Origin of the sequence: Pseudomonas sp. NY15181, assembly GCF_048068055.1 — a bacterium.
GTDB lineage: Bacteria > Pseudomonadota > Gammaproteobacteria > Pseudomonadales > Pseudomonadaceae > Pseudomonas.
Window position 1 is genome coordinate 46671 of the sequence record NZ_JBLUPT010000010.1, and the last position, 18803, is coordinate 65473.

Here is an 18803-nt window from a genome sequence, read left to right on the forward strand (position 1 = left end):
CGCTGCCACCAAGGCCCCACGTCCACACCACGACGGCCCACCCACTACTGCAACTTTCTAAACTAGCCACGGAGCAACACCCATGAAAAAGGCCATCGCCATCCTGGCGGCCGTCGTCGCCTTCTCCGCCCACGCGGGGGAAAAACTCGTGGTCGGCGCCACCCCGGTGCCCCACGCCGAGATCCTCGAATTCGTCAAACCGCAACTGGCCAAGGAAGGCGTCGACCTGGACATCAAGGTCTTCACCGATTTCATCCAGCCCAACCTGCAGCTGGCGCAGAAGAACCTCGACGCCAACTACTACCAGTACCGTCCGTTCCTCGATGACTTCAACAAGACCCGCCACACCGACCTGGTGCCGGTGGTGGGCATCCACATCGAGCCGTTCGGCGCCTACTCCACCAAGGTCAAGTCCCTCGCCGAGCTGCCCGACGGCGCCAGCGTGGCCATCCCCAACGACCCGGTGAACACCGGCCGCGCCCTGGTGCTGCTGGCCGAGAGCGGCCTGATCAAGCTCAAGGACCCGACCAACCCGCAGTCCACCGAGCGCGACATCACCGACAACCCCAAGCACCTGAAGATCCGTGAACTGGAAGGCGCCCTGCTGGCCCGCGCGGTGAAGCAGGTGGACCTGGCCTTCATCTTCGCCAACTACGCCCTGGAAGCCGGCATCGACACCAAGAGCGCGCTGATCGTGGAGAAAGGCAAGGACCTCTACGCCGAGTTCCTCGTTGCCCGTCCGGACAACATCCAGGACCCGGGCATCCAGAAGCTGGCCAAGGCGCTGAATTCGCCGGAGGTCCGCCAGTTCATCCTGACTCGATACAAGGGCGAGATCGCGCCAGCGTTCTAAGCGAACGCCGAACCCTGTAGGAGCGAGCTTGCTCGCGAACGAGCCCCGCTGAGGGGCCGACAGGTTCGCGAGCAAGGACTAGGCGTCCCCCTCGTTCCTACACAAGAGCTGCTCCGTCAACACAGGTAATCGCATGACCAACGAATCCGCACCCAAGGACCTTCGTGACCAGGCGCCCCGGCTACTCCCGGCGCGCCGCATCGACAACGACGCCCAGGCCATTGACGCCGCCCACGAAGTGGCCGGCCTGGCAAAACCCGGAGCCGCCGCCCGCGACCGCGAGCGCGCCCTGCCCTGGCGCGAGCTGGAGCACTTCACCGCCCTGGGCCTGGGCGGCATCAGCATTCCCCGCGAGTACGGCGGCGCGCAGGCCTCCTACGCCACCGTCGCCGAAGTCTTCCGCGTGATCTGCGCCGCGGACCCGGCGCTGGGGCAGATTCCGCAGAACCAGTTCGGCCTGCTCAACGTCATCGACAACGTCGCCAGCGAGGCGCAGAAGCGCGTGCTGTTCGGCGGTGTGCTGGGCGGTCGGCGCATCGGCAATGCCGGGCCCGAGCGCAATACCAAAAACACCCTCGAACTGAAGGCACGGCTGGCGCGCGACGGCGACCACTTCCGCGTCAGCGGCGAGAAGTTCTATTCCACCGGCGCGCTGTTCGCTCATTGGGTGGCCGTGAAAGCCATCGATGAAGAAGGCCGCGCCGTCATGGGCTTCGTCGAGCGCGGCGTGGAAGGCCTGCGCATCGTCGACGACTGGTCCGGCTTCGGCCAGCGCACCACCGCCAGCGGCACCGTGCTGCTGGACAACGCCCCCGTCGCCGGCTCGCTGGTGATTCACAACGGTCGCCTCGCCGACGTGCCCAATATCCAGGGCGCGGTGTCGCAGCTGATCCAGGCCGCCATCGATGCCGGCATTGCGGCAAACGCCCTGGAAGATGCCATCGACTTCATCCGCACACGCACCCGCCCCTTCATCGATGCCGGCGTCGAAAACGCCAGCGAAGAACACTTCACCATTGCCGAGATCGGCCGCCTGCAAGTCGAACTGCACGCCGCCGAGGCGCTGCTGGAGCGCGCCGGGCATGTGCTCGACGAAGTCAGCGCGCGTCCCATCGACGACGAGTCTGCCGCCCGCGCCTCCATCGCCGTGGCCGAGGCCAAGGTGCTCACCACCGAGATCAGCCTGGCCGCCAGCGAGAAGCTCTTCGAACTGGCCGGCAGCCGCGCCACCCTCGCCGAATTCAACCTCGACCGCCACTGGCGCAACGCCCGCGTGCACACCCTGCACGACCCGGTGCGCTGGAAGGTCCAGGCGGTCGGCGCCTACCACCTCAACGGCGCCCGCCCCGCGCGTCATTCCTGGATCTGAGGAGCGCCGATGAACAGCCTCGTTTTGACTAACCCAGAGCTGGCCAACCCCGTCCATATCATCCGCAGCGACGACGAAGCCCTGGAAGTCGCCCGCGCCCTGGCCGCCGACTTCCGCGAAGGCGCCATCGCCCGCGACCGCGAACGGCGCCTGCCGTGGGACGAGCTGGAGCGCTTCAGCCGCTCCGGCCTGTGGGGCATCACCGTGCCGCGCGAACACGGCGGTGCTGGGGTTTCCCGCGTCACGGTGGCGCGCGTGATCGCCATCATCTCCGCCGCCGACGGATCGCTGGGGCAGATTCCGCAGAACCATTTCTATGCCGTCGAACTGCTGCGGGTGAACGGCAGCGAAGAACAGAAGGCCCGCCTGTTCGCCGAGGTACTGGCCGGCGTGCGCTTCGGCAATGCGTTGGCGGAAATCGGCACGCGCACCGCCCACGACCGCACCACCCGCCTCAAGCGCGAGGACGGCCGGCTGCGCATTCACGGGCGCAAGTTCTATTGCACCGGCGCGCTCTATGCGCGGCGCATTCCCACGCTGGTGATCGATGACGATGGCGTGCAGCAACTCGCCTTCATCACCCGCGATGCCAAGGGCGTGGAGGTGGTCGATGACTGGTCCGGCTTCGGTCAGCGCACCACTGGCAGCGGGAGCGTAGTGTTCGACGGCGCAGAAGTGGCCGAAGACGACGTGGTGCCGTTCCAGACTGCCTTCGAGCGCCCGACTACGGTCGGTCCGTTCGCGCAGATTCTCCACGCCGCCATCGATGTCGGCATCGCCCGGGGCGCCTACGAAGATGCCCTGGTGTTCCTGCGAGAGAAAGCGCGGCCATGGATCGACTCGGGCGTGGACAAGGCCAGCGACGACCCGCTGGCGATCAACGAAGTCGGCCGCCTGGCGATCCGCCTGCATGCCGCCGAAGCCCTGCTGGATCGCTCGGGCCGCGTGCTCGATGCGGCCACCGCCGAGCCGACCGCCGAGAGCGTCGCCGCCGCCTCCATCGCCGTGGCCGAGGCGCGGGCGATCACCACCGAGGTCTCGTTGCTGGCAGGCTCCAAGCTGATCGAGCTGGGCGGCAGCCGCGCCAGCCTCGCCGAGCTGGGCCTGGACCGCCACTGGCGCAACGCCCGCGTGCACACCCTGCACGACCCGGCGCGCTGGAAGTACTTCGCGGTGGGCAACTACTACCTCAACGACCAGTTGCCGCCGCGCCGGGGGACGCTGTGATGTCTGGCGCTTTGCATCGACAAGAGCCCCTCACCCTAACCCTCTCCCACAAGCGGGAGAGGGGACCGCTCGGTGCAGGGAGAAAACAAGGTGTCAGCCGGCACGGCCTGCCCCCTCTCCCTCTGAGCGGGGCGCGTAGCCAGGGCTGGGGGGAGGGCGATGCGCTGGCACCGATCTCATCTGAACAGAGAACTCAGCTGGTAAAAATCCGCGCCATGACTCCCTGCAAGGATTTCCCATGAGCCAGAAGCAGATCCTTCTCAACGCCTTCAGCATGAATTGCATCGGCCACATAAACCATGGTCTGTGGACGCACCCGCGCGACCGCTCGACGGACTTCAACAAGCTCAGCCACTGGACCGACCTCGCCCGCCTGCTGGAAAAGGGTCTGTTCGACGGCCTGTTCCTGGCCGACATTCTCGGCGTCTATGACGTCTACCAGAACGGCATCGACCTCACCGCCAAAGAGGCCATCCAGCTGCCGGTGAACGACCCGCTGATGCTGGTCTCGGCCATGGCCGGCGCCACCCGGCACCTGGGTTTTGGCGTCACCGCCAACCTGACCTACGAGGCGCCCTACCCGTTCGCCCGAAGGCTTTCCACGCTGGATCACCTGAGCGACGGCCGGGTCGGCTGGAACATCGTCACCGGCTACCTGGAGAGCACCGCCCGCGCCATGGGCCAGGAGCGGCAGATCGACCACGACCGCCGCTACGACCGCGCCGACGAATACCTGGAAGTGCTCTACAAGCTCTGGGAAGGCAGCTGGGAAGACGACGCGGTGCTCGCCGACCGCCAGCGCCGCGTCTATGCGCAGCCGGGCAAAGTACACAAGGTCCGTCACCACGGCGAGTTCTTCGATGTGGAGGGTTACCACCTCAGCCAGCCGTCGCCGCAGCGCACGCCGCTGTTGTTCCAGGCCGGCGCGTCCAATCGCGGACTGGCCTTCGCCGCGCGCCACGCCGAGTGCGTGTTCGTCTCGGCGCAGACCCGCGAGGCCACCCGCGTGCTGGTGGACCGCATACGTCAGGCCGCAGTCGATGCCGGCCGCCAGGCGGACGACATCAAGGTGTTCATGGGTATCAACGTGATCGTCGCGCCGACCGAAGCCGAGGCCCTCGACAAGCTCGCCGAGTACCGCCGCTTCGCCAGCGCCGAGGCCGGCCTTGCACACTTCGCCAGCACCACCGGTATCGACTTTTCGCGCTATGCGCTGGACGAGCCGATCCGCTACGAGAAGACCAACGCCATCGAATCCGCCACCAAGGCCCTGACCGTCGCCCGCACCGATGCCACCGTCCGCCAGTTGCTGGAGCAGTTCACGTTGGGCGGTCGGTACACCACCCTGGTGGGCGACCCGATCCAGGTGGCCGACGAGTTGCTGGGCTGGATCAACGAGGCAGGCCTCGACGGGTTCAACCTGACCCGCACCGTGGAGCCGGAAAGCTACGCCGACTTCATCGACCTCGTGGTGCCCGAACTACAGAACCGTGGCGCCTACAAGACTGCCTACGCGGACGGCACCCTGCGGGAAAAACTCTTTGGCGCCGGCCGCGCCCGATTGCCCGCGTGGCATGTCGGCGCGAGCTACCGCGCGCAATCCGCCACTGGAGCGACTCCGGCCCTCTCTCTTCAAGAAAACTAAAAAGGATTCGTTGCCATGCATGCACGTTTGAAGCTTTCCCTCGGGCTCTCGCTGAGCCTCCTCGCCGCCGGCCTGGCCCAGGCCGCCGATACCCTGCGCCTGGGCACCACCGCCGCCTTCGCCCCACCACTGGAAGTGGCGGTGAAGGAAGCCGCCGAGCAAGGGTTGAAGGTCGAACTGGTGGAGTTCACCGACTGGAACGCGCCGAACATCACCCTCGACCACGGCGACATCGACGCCAACTACTTCCAGCACACGCCCTTCCTGGAGAACGCCAACCGCGAAGGCGGTCTGCACCTGAAGGCCTTCGCGCCGGGGATCATCAACAACGTCGGCCTGTACTCCACCAAGTACAAGGCCATCGCCGACCTGCCAGAAGGCGCCAAGGTCGCCATCGCCAACGACCCGATCAATGGCGGCCGCGGCCTGCAGCTGCTGCAGAAGGCCGGGCTGCTCAAGCTCAAGGACGGCGTGGGCTACAAGGCGACGCTGGACGACATCGTGGCCAACCCGAAGCACATCCAGATCATCGAGCTGGAAGCCGTGCAGCTGGTGCGCGCGCTGGACGACGTCGACCTCGCCCAGGGCTACCCGCACTACATCCGCCTGGCCGGCACCATCGATCCGAACAGCGCGCTGCTGTTCGACGGCATCGAGAACAAGGAATACGTCATCCAGTTCGTCACCCGTGACGACTTCAAGGACCCGGATGGCCGGCTCAAGAAGTTCGTCGATCTCTACCAGCACTCGCCACAGGTGCGCGCCGCACTGGACAAGGCCCACGGCTCGCTCTACCAGCCGGGCTGGCAGTAAACGCGCCAGCGCTCCTACAAAGATCGCTCGACTCGCAAGTTTGGTTTCGTAGGGCGCATAACGCGCCAGCGTTATCCGCCGCACAACAGCCGGCGGATAACCTGTTCCAGGTTATTCGCCCTACGTTCCTTGCCCCTACTTCAGGGACAGGCCCCCACCATGGTCAGCTTCAACCGCAACCTCGAACTCGCCACCCAGCACATCGCCCTGCGCGGGCTGAGCAAGACCTACGCCGGCCACCACGGCCCGGTGGAGGCACTGAGCGACATCGAACTCTCCGTCCGCCGTGGCGAAGTGTTCGGCATCATCGGCCGCAGCGGCGCCGGCAAGAGCTCGCTGATCCGCACCCTCAACCGCCTGGAGCGACCCAGCGTCGGCCAGGTGCTGATCGACGGCGAAGACATCGGTGCCTTCGACGCCCAGCAGCTGGTCGGCCTGCGCCGCCGCGTCGGCATGATCTTCCAGCACTTCAACCTGATGTCCGCCAAGACCGTGGCGCAGAACATCGCCCTGCCCCTGCGCGTGGCCGGCGTGCCCAAGGCGCGCATCGCCGAGCGGGTGGAGGAACTGCTGCAGCTCGTGGGGCTGGAAGACAAACGCCACGCCTACCCGGCGCAACTCTCCGGCGGGCAGAAGCAACGCGTCGGCATCGCCCGCGCGCTGGTGCACCAGCCGGAAATCCTGCTCTGCGACGAGGCCACCTCGGCGCTGGACCCGGAGAGCACCCAGGCCATCCTCGCGCTGCTGCGCGACATCAACCGCCGCCTGGGCCTGACCATCGTATTGATCACCCACGAGATGGCGGTGATCCGCGAAATCTGCGACCGCGTGGTGGTGCTCGAACGCGGGCGCATCGTCGAACAGGGCGATGTCTGGGAAGTCTTCGGCAACCCCCAGCACGAAGTCAGCCGCACCCTGCTCGGCTCGCTGCAGCAGCACCTGCCGCCGGACCTGCTGGCGCGCCTGGAGCATCCGTCGGCCGACGAAGTCATCCTCGACCTGCACTACACCGGCGTCCGCCAAGAGGAGCCAGACCTGCTGGCCATCGCCCGGGCCCTCGGCAACCGCGTCAGCCTGCTGCATGGCGGCATCGAGCGCATCCAGGGCCGCGCCCTCGGCCGCCTGCTGCTGAGCGTCGCCGCCCCCGCCGCCAGCGCTCCGCAACTGCTCGAACGTGCCCGCGACGTCGCCGATCGCCTGGAGGTGCTCACCCATGCCTGAACGCCTGCTGCAAGGCCTGCTCGACACCCTCGTGATGATCGGCGCGTCCTCGGCCATCGTGTTCCTGGTGGGCATTCCCCTGGCCCTGGTGCTGGTCACCACCGGCCCCGGCGGAATCTTCCAGGCGCGACTGGTCAACCGCAGCCTGGGCAGCGTGGTGAACGTGCTGCGCTCGATTCCCTTCCTGATCCTGATGGTCGCGCTGATCCCCTTCACCCGGCTGATCGTCGGCACCAGCTACGGCGTCTGGGCCGCCGTGGTGCCGCTGACCATCGCCGCCACGCCGTTCTTCGCGCGCATCGCCGAAGTCAGCCTGCGCGAAGTCGACCACGGCCTGATCGAAGCGGCCCAGGCCATGGGCTGCCAGCCCCGGCACATCATCTGGAACGTGCTGCTGCCCGAGGCGCGGCCGGGCATAGTCGCGGGCTTCACCATCACCCTGGTGACCATGATCAACTCCTCGGCCATGGCCGGCGCCATCGGTGCCGGCGGCCTCGGAGACCTGGCCTACCGCTACGGCTACCAGCGCTTCGACACCCAGGTGATGCTGACCGTGATCATCCTGCTAGTGGCGCTGGTGACCCTGATCCAGTTCGGCGGCGACCGCCTGGCCCGCTGGCTCAACAAGCGGCTGTGACGTTCGTCGGCTGACAGCGCCACGGCCCGGCTCCCGCGCGGGTGGTGTCTAACCTGACAACACCCGCCCCTCCGTGCCCCGGCACAGTTCGTGGATGCGTGGCGTCCCTGTGCTCACCGCGGAGGCGTTCGTCATGGCCAACCCCCTTTCCACCCTGGGTATCGTGCATACCGCCATCAGCCTGGTGCCGCTCGTGGCCGGCATCTGGGCGTTCTATCAGGCGGGGCGCATCGATCCGCGCAGCCGCGTCGGCAAGTGGTACGTCTACGGGATGATCCTCGGCGTGCTCACCGCCTTCGGGCTCTCCAGTACCGGCGGCTTCAACGCCGGGCATGCCATCGGCATCCTCTGCCTGGTCGCCCTGGCAGTGGGCAGCTACGCGCAACGGATCAGCGCGCTGGGCGGCCTGGGCGAATACCTGGCAACGGCGGCGATGAGCTTCAGCTTCTTCCTGATGATGATCCCGACACTCAACGAATCCCTGTCGCGCCTCCCCCCATCCAACCCCATCGGCCATGGCCCGGACTCGCCGCCGGTGCAAACGGCAGTGATGATCGCGCTGCTGGTCTTCGTCATCGGTGTGCTCTACCAGTTCTACCGCATCCATCGCCGGCGCATGCCGCCGGCACGCCCGGCGCACTGAGCGTCTATGCTGGCGGCGTCCCATTTCGGAGCGCCACCATGACCGTCCGCCGCATCGTCGCCAACCTCGCCACCGGCAAGCCCGCCGAGGTGGCGCGCTTCTATCGCGAACTGTTCGACCTGCAGGTCGTCATGGACCACGGCTGGCTGCTCACCCTCGCCAGCGGTGCCAGCGCCCCGGCGCAATTGAGCCTGGCCAGCGAAGGCGGCTCGGGTGCGCCGGTGCCCGACCTGTCCATCGAAGTGGACAACCTGGATGAGGTGCACAAACGCGCCCTCGCTGCCGGTCATGAGATCGCCTACGCGCTGACCGTCGAGCCCTGGGGCGTGCGCCGATTCTTCCTGCGCGACCCGCTGGGCACACTGGTGAACGTGCTGGAGCACCGCGACTGAGGAGCTCCGCCTTGCCGCGAGCTCCGCAGGCAACTAGGGTGAAACCACCCCGCGAACGGCGCGCAGTACAACAGCAGGTGGTCCGCCATGTCCCTCGTACTCTTTGGTCATCCCTTTTCGTCGTACACCCAGAAAGTCCTGATCGCCCTGTACGAGAACGACACGCCCTTCGAGTTCCGCTGCCTCGGGCCGGACACACCGGAGCATTCGAAGGAGTGGCTGCGGCTGTGGCCGCTGGCCAAGTTCCCGGTATTGCAGGACGGTGAAAGCAGCATCGCCGAGTCGAGCATCATCATCGAGTACCTGCAGCTCACCCAGGACGGCGCGCAGCGCTGGCTGCCGGCCGATCCGATGGAGGCCCTGCAGGTTCGATTCCTCGACCGCTTCTTCGACCTGCATGTAATGAGCCCGGTGCAGCATGCCGTCTCCGGCGCCCTGACCGGCGATGCGGCCAAGCGCCAGGATGGCCTCTCGGTCGCAACCCAGCGTCTCGAACTCGCCTACCGCTGGCTGGAGGGCCACCTGGCCGCCAGCGAGTTGTGGGCCAATGGCGATGACTTCACCCTCGCCGACTGCGCGGCGGCGCCGGCCCTGTTCTATGCCGACTGGACCCACCGCATCAGCGACGCCTACCCGATACTGCGGGCATACCGCTCGCGGTTGCTGGCGCGCCCGTCGTTCGCCCGCGCCGTCGACGAGGCCCGCCCCTACCGCCCGCTGTTCCCGCTCGGCGCGCCAAATCGGGACTGACGGCCGCCGGGTTGCCCTCCTCCGGCAATTCTGCTGGGATGCCGGTTCCCCCGTCTGCAAGAGAAACCCCCATGGCCTCCTACGAGGAACTCTTCTCCATCGGCGAAGGCTTCGACGCCTTCGTCGCCCACGGACTGCCGGACGAAATCGCCGGCGTGCGCACGGTGCAGGTCAAACTGGCCGCCCCCGAAGCCATCAGCGCCGCCACCCGCCAGCGCATGCAGGCCGTCTCGCGGCACTATCACCTGCTGGTGGCGGGGGAAATGTGGTGCCCGGACTGCCAGATCAACGTCACCGTAATGGACTTTTTGCAGCGGACCCAGCCGCGCATCGATCTTTCGGTGATCACCAAGGGCCGCGCCGAGGACGACCTGCGCGAGCGGCTGGCGCTGGAGCGTATCCCGATCCCGGTGGTGGCCGTGCTGGATGAGCGCTTCGAGCTGGTCGGCCGCTTCGTCGAGCGTCCGCAGGTGGTCATCGCCGGCGGCGATGGGCTGAAACCGGACTACCGCGCCGGGCAGTACCTGGAAGACACCCTGACCGACCTGCTGGACATCATCGAAGCCGCCGAAGGCCGCGCCTGATCCGCCACCGCTGACCTCCCGGCTGTCCCGCTCGCGGACAGCCGCCCATCCCTCGCTTCACCGCCCAGTGAACTCCTGCCGCCCATCGGCTGTCTGTCAGCTGTCGGCCCACCTGGGCGGGTTACATGGCACTTGGCCATTTGACGCTGGATCGCGTCAGTTCCCGCCCTGTTCATAACAACTTCCGGGTCGGCGATTTCACTCCCGCTCGCCGGGTTTGTTCCTATCGCCACGTGAAGATCAACCATGTCCCTATCCCGCCCGCTCGCTCCCCGTGTTCCCCTCCTCCAGACCCGTGCCCTGGGCGCCTGCCTGCTCGGTGGCCTGCTGGTGGCCACGCTGCCGGCCCAGGCCGAGGAGGCGCCCGGCAACACCCGCTGGGTGAACGACAGCCTGACCACCTACGTGCGCAGCGGCCCGACCGATGGCTACCGCATCGTCGGCACCCTCGTCTCCGGGCAGAAGGTCGAGCTGGTGAGCACCCAGGGCGATTACAGCCAGGTGCGCAGCGAGAGCGGCAGCACGGTGTGGATTCCCAGTCGCGACCTGCAGGACAAGCCCGGCCAGGCCGAGCGCCTGCCGCAACTGGAGCAGAAGGTGGCCGAGCTGAGCAGCCAGCTCGACGGCATCAACGACAGCTGGAAGACCCGCGTACAGGGCATGCAGGAAACCCTCGATGCACGCAAGAAACTGATCGACGAACTGCAGGCCGCGCGCACCTCGCTGGACAACGAGCTGAGCCAGGCGCGCTCCGACCTGCGCGCGACGCAGGCGCAGCTGGGCGACGAGAACAAGCAGGTGCTGATGCGCTACATGGCCTACGGCGGCAGCATCGCCGGCGCCGGGCTGCTGGCCGGGCTGATCCTGCCCACCCTGCTGCGCGTGCGCCGCAAACGTAACGACCAGTGGATCTGAACCGGTCCCCAGAGCGCCACCCACGCCGCGATGGGTGGCCACCCGCCGTGAGCCGCACGGTGGGTATTCATTCTTCCTGGTGGCAGACGCAACACAGCTTGTTGCCGTCCAGGTCGCGCACATAGGCGCCGTAGTAGGTCGGCGAGTAGTTCAGGCGCAACCCCGGCCCACCCTCGTCGACGCCACCCAGTTCCAGCGCGCGCCGGTGGAAGGCATCCACCTGCACGCGGGTGCGCGCCTCGAAGGCCACCAGGCTGCCGTTGCCGACACTGGCCGGGCGTCCGTCGATGGGCACGTAGACACAGAAGGCGATGTCACTGTCAGGGTGGGTGAAGACCGCGCGCTCCGGGTTGTGACGGTGCGCCAGCAGGCCGATGCCCAAGGGTTCGAGCAGGTGCCGGTAGAAGCCAATGGCCCGTGGCAGGTCCGCGGTACCGACGGTGATGTGGCTGAACATCGCTGAGTCCTCGCTTCGGCGGCGGCGCACACCCCGCCCTGAACTATAACCACGCGCCGCCCCGCATCGACGGCACCCGGACGGACGTCAGCTGCCAGCGTGGGCGCGTTCGATGGCCGCCATGTCGAGCTTCTTCATCCCCATCACCGCCTGCAGGGTGCGCGAGGCCTTCACCGGGTCAGGGTCGGCCACCATGTCGCCGACATGGCGTGGGCAGATCTGCCAGGACACCCCGAAGCGGTCCTTCAGCCAGCCGCACATCTGCGCCTCCACCGGCCCTCCGGCGGAGAGCTTGTCCCAGAAGTGGTCGATCTCCTTCTGGCTGTCACAGAACACCTGCAACGAGATCGCCTCGTTGAAGGTAAAGGCGGGGCCGCCGTTCAGGGCGATGAAGGTCTGGCCATCGAGCACGAACTCCACCGTCAGTACCGAGCCGGGCACGCCGCCGTGGCGGTCCTTTTCCGCCTCAGGGAAATAGCTGGTCTGGACGATCCGTGAATGGGGGAAGATGCCGGTGTAGAACTCGGCGGCCTCCTCGGCCTTGCCGTTGAACCACAGGCAGGGGCTGATGCGTTGCAGGCTGGACATGCTGAGTCTCCTGATGCGCGCGGTCGGCATGACCGGCATGCAGCTTGGTCGCCTGGGCGACGACGGAATCGACAAGTCTAGGCGGACTTTCCCGTAGCGCCGGACGACCGGTCGAGCGGCACAGCCGGCCCCAGCACGCCCGGCTCGCCCAGCAGTTGCGTCAGCCAGTGCATGAACACCCGCACCCGCTGCGGCAGGTGGCGGTGGGCATAGAGCAGCGAGATGCCCATCGGCGGCAGCGGCACCGCCTCCAGCACCTGCACCAGCCGCCCCGCCGCCAGCTCGTCCTGCACGCCGTGCAGCGGCACCTGGATCAGCCCCAGCCCGCCCAGGCAGGCGCTCTCGTAGGCTTCGGCGTTGTTCACCGACAGCGCCCCGGCCATCGGCAGGCTGCGCGTCTCGCCATCCTGCAGGTACTCGAACCCCGCCGGCCGCGAACCCAACACGCTGACGTAATGGATCAGCCTGTGCCCGGCCAGGTCCGCAAGGCTCTGCGGCACGCCATGGGCCGCCAGGTACGCGGGACTGGCGCAGGTGACCTGGGGCGAGCGCCCGAGCAGACGCGCCACCAGCGACGGATCACTGACCGCACCGACCCGCACCACGCAATCGAACCCCTCGCGCACCAGATCGACGCGGCGGTCGGTGCAGCTCACTTCCAGCTCCAGCGCCGGATGCCGCGCGAGGAACTCACCCAGGCGCGGCATCACCAGCTTGCGCGCCATCACCGTCGGCATGTCCACCCGCAGGCGCCCGCCCAGCGCCTCGTCCTGCTGTCGGAACAGGCCCTGCAACTCGTCCAGCTGGGCCAGCATGTCCTTGCCGCGTTCGTAGAGCACCAGGCCATCCTGGGTCGCCGTGACCTTGCGCGTGGTGCGTTGCAGCAGGCGCGCGCCGAGCAGGGCCTCGAGGGTCTGGATGTGCTCGGACACCGTGGAGCGCGGCAGGCCGAGCTGTTCGCCGGCCTGGGTGAAGCTGGCCAGTTCGGTGACGCGGACAAAGGTGCGCAACAGTTCGGGACGGATCATGGCGGAGGATCGCTATTGTTCGGATGTACCGACCAGTATTTCCGAAACCAGCAGATTTATCAGCGCAGGAACGAACAATAAGCTCTCTCCATCCTCACCCAACCGGAGCTTCGCCATGACCCGCAAGATCGCCCTCATCACCGGTGCCAGCCGTGGCCTCGGCCGCAACGCCGCCCTGCACCTCGCTGCCGCAGGCAGCGACATCATCGGCACCTACCGCAGCCAGGCCGACGAAGCCCAGGCGGTGGCCGCCGAAATCGAACAACGCGGCGGCCGCGCCCTGATGCTGCCGCTGGACGTGGCCGACAGTGCCAGTTTCGACGCCTTCGCCGACAAGGTCCGCGACGGCCTGCGCAACACCTTCGGCCGCGACCGCTTCGACTTCCTGCTGAACAACGCCGGCATCGGCATCCACGCCGCCTTCGCCGAGACCACCGAGGCGCAGTTCGATCAACTGCTGAACATCCAGTTCAAGGGCCCGTTCTTCCTCACCCAGAAACTGCTGCCGCTGATCGCCGACGGCGGGCGCATCCTCAACGTCTCCACCGGCCTGACCCGCTTCGCCCTGCCCGGCTACGCCGCCTACGCCGCCATGAAGGGCGCGATGGAAGTGCTGACCCGCTACCAGGCCAAGGAACTGGGCGCGCGCGGCATCGGCGTGAACATCATCGCTCCGGGCGCCATCGAGACCGACTTCGGCGGCGGCCTGGTGCGCGACAACGCCGAGATCAACCGGCAGATCGCCAGCAACACCGCCCTGGGCCGCGTCGGCCTGCCGGACGACATCGGTGGCGCCATCGCCGCGCTGTTCGCCGAAGGCAGCCAGTGGATCAACGGCCAGCGCGTCGAAGCCTCGGGCGGCATGTTCCTCTGAGCCCTCCTTCGCTCCCGCCCCGCGCGGGAGCGAAGCCGGCGGCAATCCTCGCGAAGCATTCGCCGGCATTGGCCAGGCCGGCGCGGGCAGCTACCATCCTTCGCGTCGTCTTTTCCTACACCAGGATTCCCGCCATGAGCACCGCCCTGCTGATCATCGATGTCCAGTCCGTCCTCTGCTCCGGCGAATATGCCTGCCACGATATCGACAACGTGCTGCAGCGCATCAACGGCATGAGCCGCGCCGCCCGCGACGCCGGCGTGCCGGTGGTGTTGATCCAGCATGAAGACAGCGACATGCCCTACCAGAGCGAGGCCTGGCAACTGGAGCCGCGCCTGCTGACCGGCGAAGGCGACCTCAGGATGCGCAAGACCACACCGGACTCCTTCCTGCGCACCGAGCTTGCCGACCTGCTGCAGACGCGAGGCATCGAGCACCTGGTGATCTGCGGCCTGCAGAGCGACTACTGCGTCGACACCACCACCCGCCGCGCCCTCGCCCAGGGCTACGCGGTGACCCTGGTGCGCGACGCCCACTCCACGGTGGACAACGCCGTGCTCAGCGCCGCGCAGATCAGCGCCCACCACAACGCCGTGCTGGGCAGCATCAGCAGCTTCGGCCAGCGCGCCAAGGTCATCCCCGCCGCCGACGTACGCTTCTGATGGCAAGCCGGGCTACGAGGTACGCGCCATGAATTTCGACTGGAACGACATCCCGATCCTGCTCGCCCTGGCCCGCCACGGCAGCCTGAGCGCCGCCGGTCGCGCACTCGGGGTCGACCCCTCGACCATGAGCCGGCGCCTGGTGGCGGCCGAGTCGGCGTTGCAGACCCGCCTGTTCATCCGCGACAACGCCGGCTACAAGCCCACCGACGCCGGCGAGGCCTTCCTCGCCTATGGCGAGCGTATCCTCGGCGATGTGCAGAGCATGCTGCTGGAGACCCGCAACGAGGCCAGCGCCATCACTGGCTCGGTGCGCCTGACATCCATCGACTTCCTGTTCAGCCACTGGCTGGTGCAGCACATGCCGCAGCTGGCGCGCACCTACCCGAACCTGCAGCTGCAACTGGTCCCGGCGAACCGTTCGCTGTCGTTCACCCGCCGCGAGGCCGACTTCGCCCTGCGCCTGGCGCGCCCACAGGAGGACGCCGCACTGGTGATGCGCAAGGTCGCCGATATCGGCTTCTCGGTGTACGCCGCCACGGCGCTCGCCGAGCTGCCGCCGCAGGACTGGCCGCAGCAACCCTGGCTGGCCTATGGCGAGGAACTCGACGACACCCCGGAAATGCAGTGGCTGCGCCACTTCGCACCCAACGCCAGCTACGCGTTGCGCGCCAGCAGCGTGACCACCCTCACCCACGCCTGCGAAACCGGCCTGGGCATGGCCCTGCTGCCGTGCATCCTCGGCGAACGCAACGGTCTGGTGCGCCTCACCGGCCCGGTGGTGGCGCGGGAAATCTGGTTGCTCAGCCACCGCGACGCCGGTCGCATCGGCCGCTTCCAGGCGGTGAGCGACTGGCTGCGCGACATCTTCGACCAGGACGCGGCGCAGTTCAGCGGCGAGAACCTGGCCTGCCGCGACATCGGCTGCGCGCCCTTCGAACCGACCCATCGCTAGAGTTAGAAGACACCTTTGAGCGGGTACTCGACGATCATGTAGATCCGGTCGATGTCGGCCCCGGGTTGATCATCATTGCCGCGATGGCTGACCTGGGAGAAGTGCAGCGAAAGGTCCTTGGCCGGACCGTTCTGGACCACGTAGCGCAGGTCGCTGTCGCGCTCCCAGTGACGTCCGTCGGAGCCGTACTGCCCGGCATAGGCGCCATCGGACGGCGCATGGCTGCCATCAATGCCGCTGCCGCGCACGTAGCGGGTCATGAAGCTCAGGCCGGGCACGCCGAACACGCCCAGGTCGAGGTCGTAGCGCAGCTGCCAGGAGTGCTCGCCGGGGCCGTTGAAGTCGGCGTACTTGATCGAGTTGGCGAGGTAGATGGAATCGCCGCCGACAAAATCGAACGGCGTGTCGCCCTCGATCTTCTGGTAGCCCAGCAGCACGCCCTGCGCACCCAGGCGGTAGCGCGCGGCCAGGCTCCAGGCGGTGGTGTCGATGGCGCCAGCGCGGGCCTGGCCCTCGTCGCGGGTGCGGTAGAGGTTGCCGTCCAGCCACAGGCCGCCGTCGAGGTAGTGCAGGTTCAGGTAGTACTGTCGCCAGGTGTCGTCGAGCTGGCCGGCGAACAGCGAGCCGCCGTAGCTGTCGGACGGGGTGAAATCCGCACCGGCGAAGCTCACCGCGCTATGGCGGGTGGTGGCGCCATAGCCGTCGAAATCACCCCGGCCGGCGCTGGCGTCCTGGTTCTTGAAGGCGGTGAAGCGCCCGGCCTGGAAGCGCACGCCGTCCAGCTCACGGGAGTCGACCAGGGTGCCGGTGGCGTATTCGGGTTGCAGGCGTTTGTCGCCGGTATCGAACACCGGCGTCTCGACGGTCATTTCGCCGAACTTCAGGGTGGTCTGCGACAGGTCGAGCTTCAGCGCACCACCGGCGTCGGAGTAGTCATCCTGCGCGCGTCCCTCGGCGTCCAGGGGCAACAGGCCGGTGCCGGCACGGCCTCGGCCGCTGTCGAGCTTGATGCCGAGGAAGGCGTGGGCATCGACGCCGAAACCGATCGTACCCGGGGTGAAGCCGGACTCCAGGTTGGCGATGAAGCCCTGCGCCCACTCCTGGCGATAGCTCTGCCCGCTGGGCGAAGGCTGGGTGCGGTAGTCGGTCTGCAGGAAGAAGTTGCGGCTGAGCAGCGACCAGTTGGCGTTCTCCAGCAGGCCGTCGTGGGGGGCGGCGGAGACCCCCGCGCCGGCCAGCACCAGGAACGGCAGCGAAGCCGCACGAAGCATGCAGCGGGCCATGACAGTGTCTCCATCCTGGCGAAAAGGAAAGCGCGGGCCGAGTGGCCCGCGCGAGTCTTCAGAAGGCGAAGCAGGAACAGCCGAAGGCACCCCAGAAGCCCTGGAAGTCACTCACCGGCACGCTCGACTGACGCGCCCGCTCGTGGCTGTGGCCATGCACGCCGCAGGAGCCGGCGCACTGGTGTACGGCGCGCTGCAGCGGCGCCTGCGGGCGCCAGTGCCCCGGAACCTTGGCCACCGGAGACCAGTCCGGCAGTACCGGAATCGCGGTCGGCGCCTGGCGCTCGAAGTCGCCGCTGCCAAACACCACCCGGCCGTCGACCACGGTAAGCACCGACTCGATGACCTTGATCTCTGCTTCCGGCACGTTGAAGTAGTCCGCCGAGAGCACCGCGAGGTCAGCCATCTGCCCCACCTTGATCATGCCCTTGCGGCCCTGCTCGTTGGAGAACCAGGCGCTGCCGTGGGTGTACAGCTCCAGCGCGGTGGCGCGGGACAGGCCCTCGGGGTACAGCTCCATGCCGCCTACGGTCCTGCCGCTGACCATCCAGTACAGCGAGGTCCAGGGGTTGTAGCTGGACACGCGGGTGGCGTCGGTGCCGGCGCCCACCGGCACGCCCTCGGACAGCATGCGCTTGATCGGCGGGGTCATCTCGGCGGCCTGCTTGCCGTAGCGGTCGACGAAGTACTCGCCCTGGAAGGCCATGCGGTCCTGGATGGCGATGCCGCCGCCCAGGGCCCGGACGCGCTCGATGTTTTTCGGCGAGATGGTTTCGCAGTGGTCGAAGAACCAGTGCAGGCCATTGAACGGGACGTCCAGGTTGACCTTCTCGAACACGTCGAGCATCCGCGAGATGGACTCGTCATAGGTGGCGTGCAGGCGGAACGGCCAACGCTGTTCGACCAGGTGGCGCACCACCGGCTCCAGGTCCGCCTCCATGTTCGGCGGCAGGTCCGGACGCGGCTCGAGGAAGTCCTCGAAGTCGGCGGCGGAGAACACCAGCATCTCGCCGGCGCCGTTATGGCGCAGGAAGTCGCTGCCCTGGCCGTAGGTGACGCTGCTGGTCCAGTTCTTGAAGTCGGCCAGCTCTTCCTTGGGTTTCTGGGTGAACAGGTTGTAGGCGATGCGTACGGTGAGCTGGTCGTCTTTTTCCAGCTGCTGGATCACCTGGTAGTCGTCCGGGTAGTTCTGGAAACCGCCGCCGGCGTCGATGGCGCTGGTGACGCCCAGGCGGTTCAGCTCGCGCATGAACTGGCGGGTGGAGTTGACCTGGTACTCGAATGGCAGCTTCGGCCCCTTGGCCAGGGTCGCGTAGAGAATCATCGCGTTGGGCCGGGCCACCAGCATGCCGGTGGGTTCGCCGTTGCTGTCGCGGACGATCTCGCCGCCGGGCGGGTTCGGCGTGTCCTTGGTGTAGCCGACCACACGCAGCGCGGCACGGTTGAGCAGTGCGCGGTCATACAGGTGGAGGACGAATACCGGGGTGTCCGGTGCCGCCTGGTTCAACTCTTCAATTGTCGGCATGCGGCGTTCGGCGAACTGGAATTCGTTCCAGCCGCCCACCACCCGCACCCACTGCGGCGAGGGCGTGCGCAGCGCCTGCTCCTTGAGCATGCGCAGGGCGTCGGCCAGGGACGGCACGCCTTCCCAGCGCAGCTCCAGGTTGTAGTTCAGGCCGCCGCGAATCAGGTGCAGGTGCGAGTCGTTGAGACCGGGGATCACCGTGCGCCCTTTCAGGTCGATGACACGGGTGGCGCCGCCACGCAGGGCCATGGCTTCGGCGTCGGTGCCCACGGCGATGAACTTGCCGTCGGCAATGGCCACGGCGCTGGCGTTGGGCTTCTCGCGATCGACCGTATGGAAGCGGCCGTTGGTCAGGATCAGGTCGGCATTCATGGAAAAGGTC

General features: G+C 67.4%; 20 protein-coding genes. 15 read left to right on the forward strand and 5 right to left on the reverse strand.

Annotated elements, in window-relative coordinates; all coding sequences use genetic code 11:
- The first annotated feature begins 82 nt into the window (after window positions 1–82).
- The 12 genes from ACNFBT_RS21250 to ACNFBT_RS21305 all read left to right on the forward strand — a co-directional run bounded on the left by ACNFBT_RS21250 (window position 83) and on the right by ACNFBT_RS21305 (window position 11049).
- A complete protein-coding gene (locus ACNFBT_RS21250) occupies window positions 83–853 on the forward strand; it encodes a MetQ/NlpA family ABC transporter substrate-binding protein (RefSeq protein ID WP_416752716.1) in 771 nt (256 codons plus the stop codon).
- Between the two features lie 133 nt (window positions 854–986).
- Complete coding sequence (locus ACNFBT_RS21255) at window positions 987–2222, forward strand: SfnB family sulfur acquisition oxidoreductase (protein ID WP_416752717.1); 1236 nt, start codon at window positions 987–989, stop codon at window positions 2220–2222.
- Between the two features lie 9 nt (window positions 2223–2231).
- Window positions 2232–3449, forward strand: a complete 1218-nt coding sequence (locus tag ACNFBT_RS21260; protein ID WP_416752718.1) for an SfnB family sulfur acquisition oxidoreductase — start codon at window positions 2232–2234, stop codon at window positions 3447–3449.
- A 238-nt stretch (window positions 3450–3687) separates the two neighbouring features.
- A complete protein-coding gene (locus ACNFBT_RS21265) occupies window positions 3688–5094 on the forward strand; it encodes an LLM class flavin-dependent oxidoreductase (RefSeq protein ID WP_416752719.1) in 1407 nt (468 codons plus the stop codon).
- 15 nt (window positions 5095–5109) lie between these two features.
- Complete coding sequence (locus ACNFBT_RS21270) at window positions 5110–5907, forward strand: MetQ/NlpA family ABC transporter substrate-binding protein (protein ID WP_416752720.1); 798 nt, start codon at window positions 5110–5112, stop codon at window positions 5905–5907.
- Between the two features lie 159 nt (window positions 5908–6066).
- Window positions 6067–7128 carry a methionine ABC transporter ATP-binding protein gene (locus ACNFBT_RS21275; RefSeq protein ID WP_416752721.1) on the forward strand — a complete coding sequence of 354 codons (1062 nt, stop codon included), beginning with the start codon at window positions 6067–6069 and terminating at the stop codon, window positions 7126–7128.
- Window positions 7121–7765 carry a methionine ABC transporter permease gene (locus tag ACNFBT_RS21280; protein WP_416752722.1) on the forward strand — a complete coding sequence of 215 codons (645 nt, stop codon included), beginning with the start codon at window positions 7121–7123 and terminating at the stop codon, window positions 7763–7765. The genes ACNFBT_RS21275 and ACNFBT_RS21280 overlap by 8 nt, the downstream gene beginning before the upstream one ends.
- 133 nt (window positions 7766–7898) lie before the next feature.
- Entirely contained in the window at window positions 7899–8408 is a 510-nt protein-coding gene (locus ACNFBT_RS21285; protein ID WP_416752723.1) for a hypothetical protein, read from the forward strand.
- Window positions 8409–8446: 38 nt separating this feature from the next.
- Entirely contained in the window at window positions 8447–8800 is a 354-nt protein-coding gene (locus ACNFBT_RS21290; protein WP_416752724.1) for a VOC family protein, read from the forward strand.
- Between the two features lie 87 nt (window positions 8801–8887).
- Window positions 8888–9550: a glutathione S-transferase family protein gene (locus ACNFBT_RS21295; RefSeq protein WP_416752725.1), complete on the forward strand. Its 663-nt coding sequence runs from the start codon at window positions 8888–8890 to the stop codon at window positions 9548–9550.
- A 71-nt stretch (window positions 9551–9621) separates the two neighbouring features.
- Window positions 9622–10134: a thioredoxin family protein gene (locus ACNFBT_RS21300; RefSeq protein ID WP_416752726.1), complete on the forward strand. Its 513-nt coding sequence runs from the start codon at window positions 9622–9624 to the stop codon at window positions 10132–10134.
- Window positions 10135–10380: 246 nt separating this feature from the next.
- Entirely contained in the window at window positions 10381–11049 is a 669-nt protein-coding gene (locus ACNFBT_RS21305) for a TIGR04211 family SH3 domain-containing protein (RefSeq protein WP_416752727.1), read from the forward strand.
- A 67-nt stretch (window positions 11050–11116) separates the two neighbouring features.
- On the opposite strand, the gene ACNFBT_RS21310 is transcribed toward ACNFBT_RS21305, so the two are convergent.
- The 3 genes from ACNFBT_RS21310 to ACNFBT_RS21320 all read right to left on the reverse strand — a co-directional run bounded on the left by ACNFBT_RS21310 (window position 11117) and on the right by ACNFBT_RS21320 (window position 13122).
- A complete protein-coding gene (locus tag ACNFBT_RS21310; RefSeq protein ID WP_416752728.1) occupies window positions 11117–11506 on the reverse strand; it encodes a VOC family protein in 390 nt (129 codons plus the stop codon).
- Window positions 11507–11593: 87 nt separating this feature from the next.
- Window positions 11594–12094, reverse strand: a complete 501-nt coding sequence (locus tag ACNFBT_RS21315) for a VOC family protein (RefSeq protein ID WP_416752729.1) — start codon at window positions 12092–12094, stop codon at window positions 11594–11596.
- Window positions 12095–12171: 77 nt separating this feature from the next.
- Window positions 12172–13122 carry a LysR substrate-binding domain-containing protein gene (locus ACNFBT_RS21320; protein ID WP_416752730.1) on the reverse strand — a complete coding sequence of 317 codons (951 nt, stop codon included), beginning with the start codon at window positions 13120–13122 and terminating at the stop codon, window positions 12172–12174.
- 115 nt (window positions 13123–13237) lie between these two features.
- Between ACNFBT_RS21320 and ACNFBT_RS21325 the strand changes: the two genes are divergently transcribed.
- From ACNFBT_RS21325 to ACNFBT_RS21335, 3 genes are all read left to right on the forward strand, one after another.
- The gene (locus ACNFBT_RS21325; protein ID WP_416752731.1) at window positions 13238–13996 is read left to right on the forward strand and encodes an SDR family NAD(P)-dependent oxidoreductase; all 759 of its coding nucleotides are present in this window, start codon (window positions 13238–13240) and stop codon (window positions 13994–13996) included.
- Between the two features lie 134 nt (window positions 13997–14130).
- Window positions 14131–14658 (forward strand): cysteine hydrolase family protein, encoded by a 528-nt coding sequence (locus ACNFBT_RS21330; RefSeq protein WP_416752732.1) that lies wholly within the window; start codon window positions 14131–14133, stop codon window positions 14656–14658.
- Between the two features lie 28 nt (window positions 14659–14686).
- Window positions 14687–15613: a LysR family transcriptional regulator gene (locus ACNFBT_RS21335; RefSeq protein WP_416752733.1), complete on the forward strand. Its 927-nt coding sequence runs from the start codon at window positions 14687–14689 to the stop codon at window positions 15611–15613.
- A 2-nt stretch (window positions 15614–15615) separates the two neighbouring features.
- On the opposite strand, the gene ACNFBT_RS21340 is transcribed toward ACNFBT_RS21335, so the two are convergent.
- Window positions 15616–16884, reverse strand: a complete 1269-nt coding sequence (locus ACNFBT_RS21340) for an OprD family porin (RefSeq protein WP_416752928.1) — start codon at window positions 16882–16884, stop codon at window positions 15616–15618.
- A gap of 70 nt (window positions 16885–16954) precedes the next feature.
- The gene (locus ACNFBT_RS21345; RefSeq protein ID WP_416752734.1) at window positions 16955–18793 is read right to left on the reverse strand and encodes an amidohydrolase; all 1839 of its coding nucleotides are present in this window, start codon (window positions 18791–18793) and stop codon (window positions 16955–16957) included.
- Between the last annotated feature and the right edge of the window lie 10 nt (window positions 18794–18803).

Coding starts and splice junctions, on each gene's coding strand:
- ACNFBT_RS21330 (WP_416752732.1), top strand. CDS start 14,131: ATGAGCACCGCCCTGCTGATCATCGATGTCCAGTCCGTCCTCTGCTCC.
- ACNFBT_RS21340 (WP_416752928.1), bottom strand. CDS start 16,884: ATGCTTCGTGCGGCTTCGCTGCCGTTCCTGGTGCTGGCCGGCGCGGGG.
- ACNFBT_RS21285 (WP_416752723.1), top strand. CDS start 7,899: ATGGCCAACCCCCTTTCCACCCTGGGTATCGTGCATACCGCCATCAGC.
- ACNFBT_RS21305 (WP_416752727.1), top strand. CDS start 10,381: ATGTCCCTATCCCGCCCGCTCGCTCCCCGTGTTCCCCTCCTCCAGACC.
- ACNFBT_RS21325 (WP_416752731.1), top strand. CDS start 13,238: ATGACCCGCAAGATCGCCCTCATCACCGGTGCCAGCCGTGGCCTCGGC.
- ACNFBT_RS21270 (WP_416752720.1), top strand. CDS start 5,110: ATGCATGCACGTTTGAAGCTTTCCCTCGGGCTCTCGCTGAGCCTCCTC.
- ACNFBT_RS21335 (WP_416752733.1), top strand. CDS start 14,687: ATGAATTTCGACTGGAACGACATCCCGATCCTGCTCGCCCTGGCCCGC.
- ACNFBT_RS21280 (WP_416752722.1), top strand. CDS start 7,121: ATGCCTGAACGCCTGCTGCAAGGCCTGCTCGACACCCTCGTGATGATC.
- ACNFBT_RS21290 (WP_416752724.1), top strand. CDS start 8,447: ATGACCGTCCGCCGCATCGTCGCCAACCTCGCCACCGGCAAGCCCGCC.
- ACNFBT_RS21345 (WP_416752734.1), bottom strand. CDS start 18,793: ATGAATGCCGACCTGATCCTGACCAACGGCCGCTTCCATACGGTCGAT.
- ACNFBT_RS21295 (WP_416752725.1), top strand. CDS start 8,888: ATGTCCCTCGTACTCTTTGGTCATCCCTTTTCGTCGTACACCCAGAAA.
- ACNFBT_RS21320 (WP_416752730.1), bottom strand. CDS start 13,122: ATGATCCGTCCCGAACTGTTGCGCACCTTTGTCCGCGTCACCGAACTG.
- ACNFBT_RS21255 (WP_416752717.1), top strand. CDS start 987: ATGACCAACGAATCCGCACCCAAGGACCTTCGTGACCAGGCGCCCCGG.
- ACNFBT_RS21265 (WP_416752719.1), top strand. CDS start 3,688: ATGAGCCAGAAGCAGATCCTTCTCAACGCCTTCAGCATGAATTGCATC.
- ACNFBT_RS21310 (WP_416752728.1), bottom strand. CDS start 11,506: ATGTTCAGCCACATCACCGTCGGTACCGCGGACCTGCCACGGGCCATT.
- ACNFBT_RS21250 (WP_416752716.1), top strand. CDS start 83: ATGAAAAAGGCCATCGCCATCCTGGCGGCCGTCGTCGCCTTCTCCGCC.
- ACNFBT_RS21275 (WP_416752721.1), top strand. CDS start 6,067: ATGGTCAGCTTCAACCGCAACCTCGAACTCGCCACCCAGCACATCGCC.
- ACNFBT_RS21260 (WP_416752718.1), top strand. CDS start 2,232: ATGAACAGCCTCGTTTTGACTAACCCAGAGCTGGCCAACCCCGTCCAT.
- ACNFBT_RS21300 (WP_416752726.1), top strand. CDS start 9,622: ATGGCCTCCTACGAGGAACTCTTCTCCATCGGCGAAGGCTTCGACGCC.
- ACNFBT_RS21315 (WP_416752729.1), bottom strand. CDS start 12,094: ATGTCCAGCCTGCAACGCATCAGCCCCTGCCTGTGGTTCAACGGCAAG.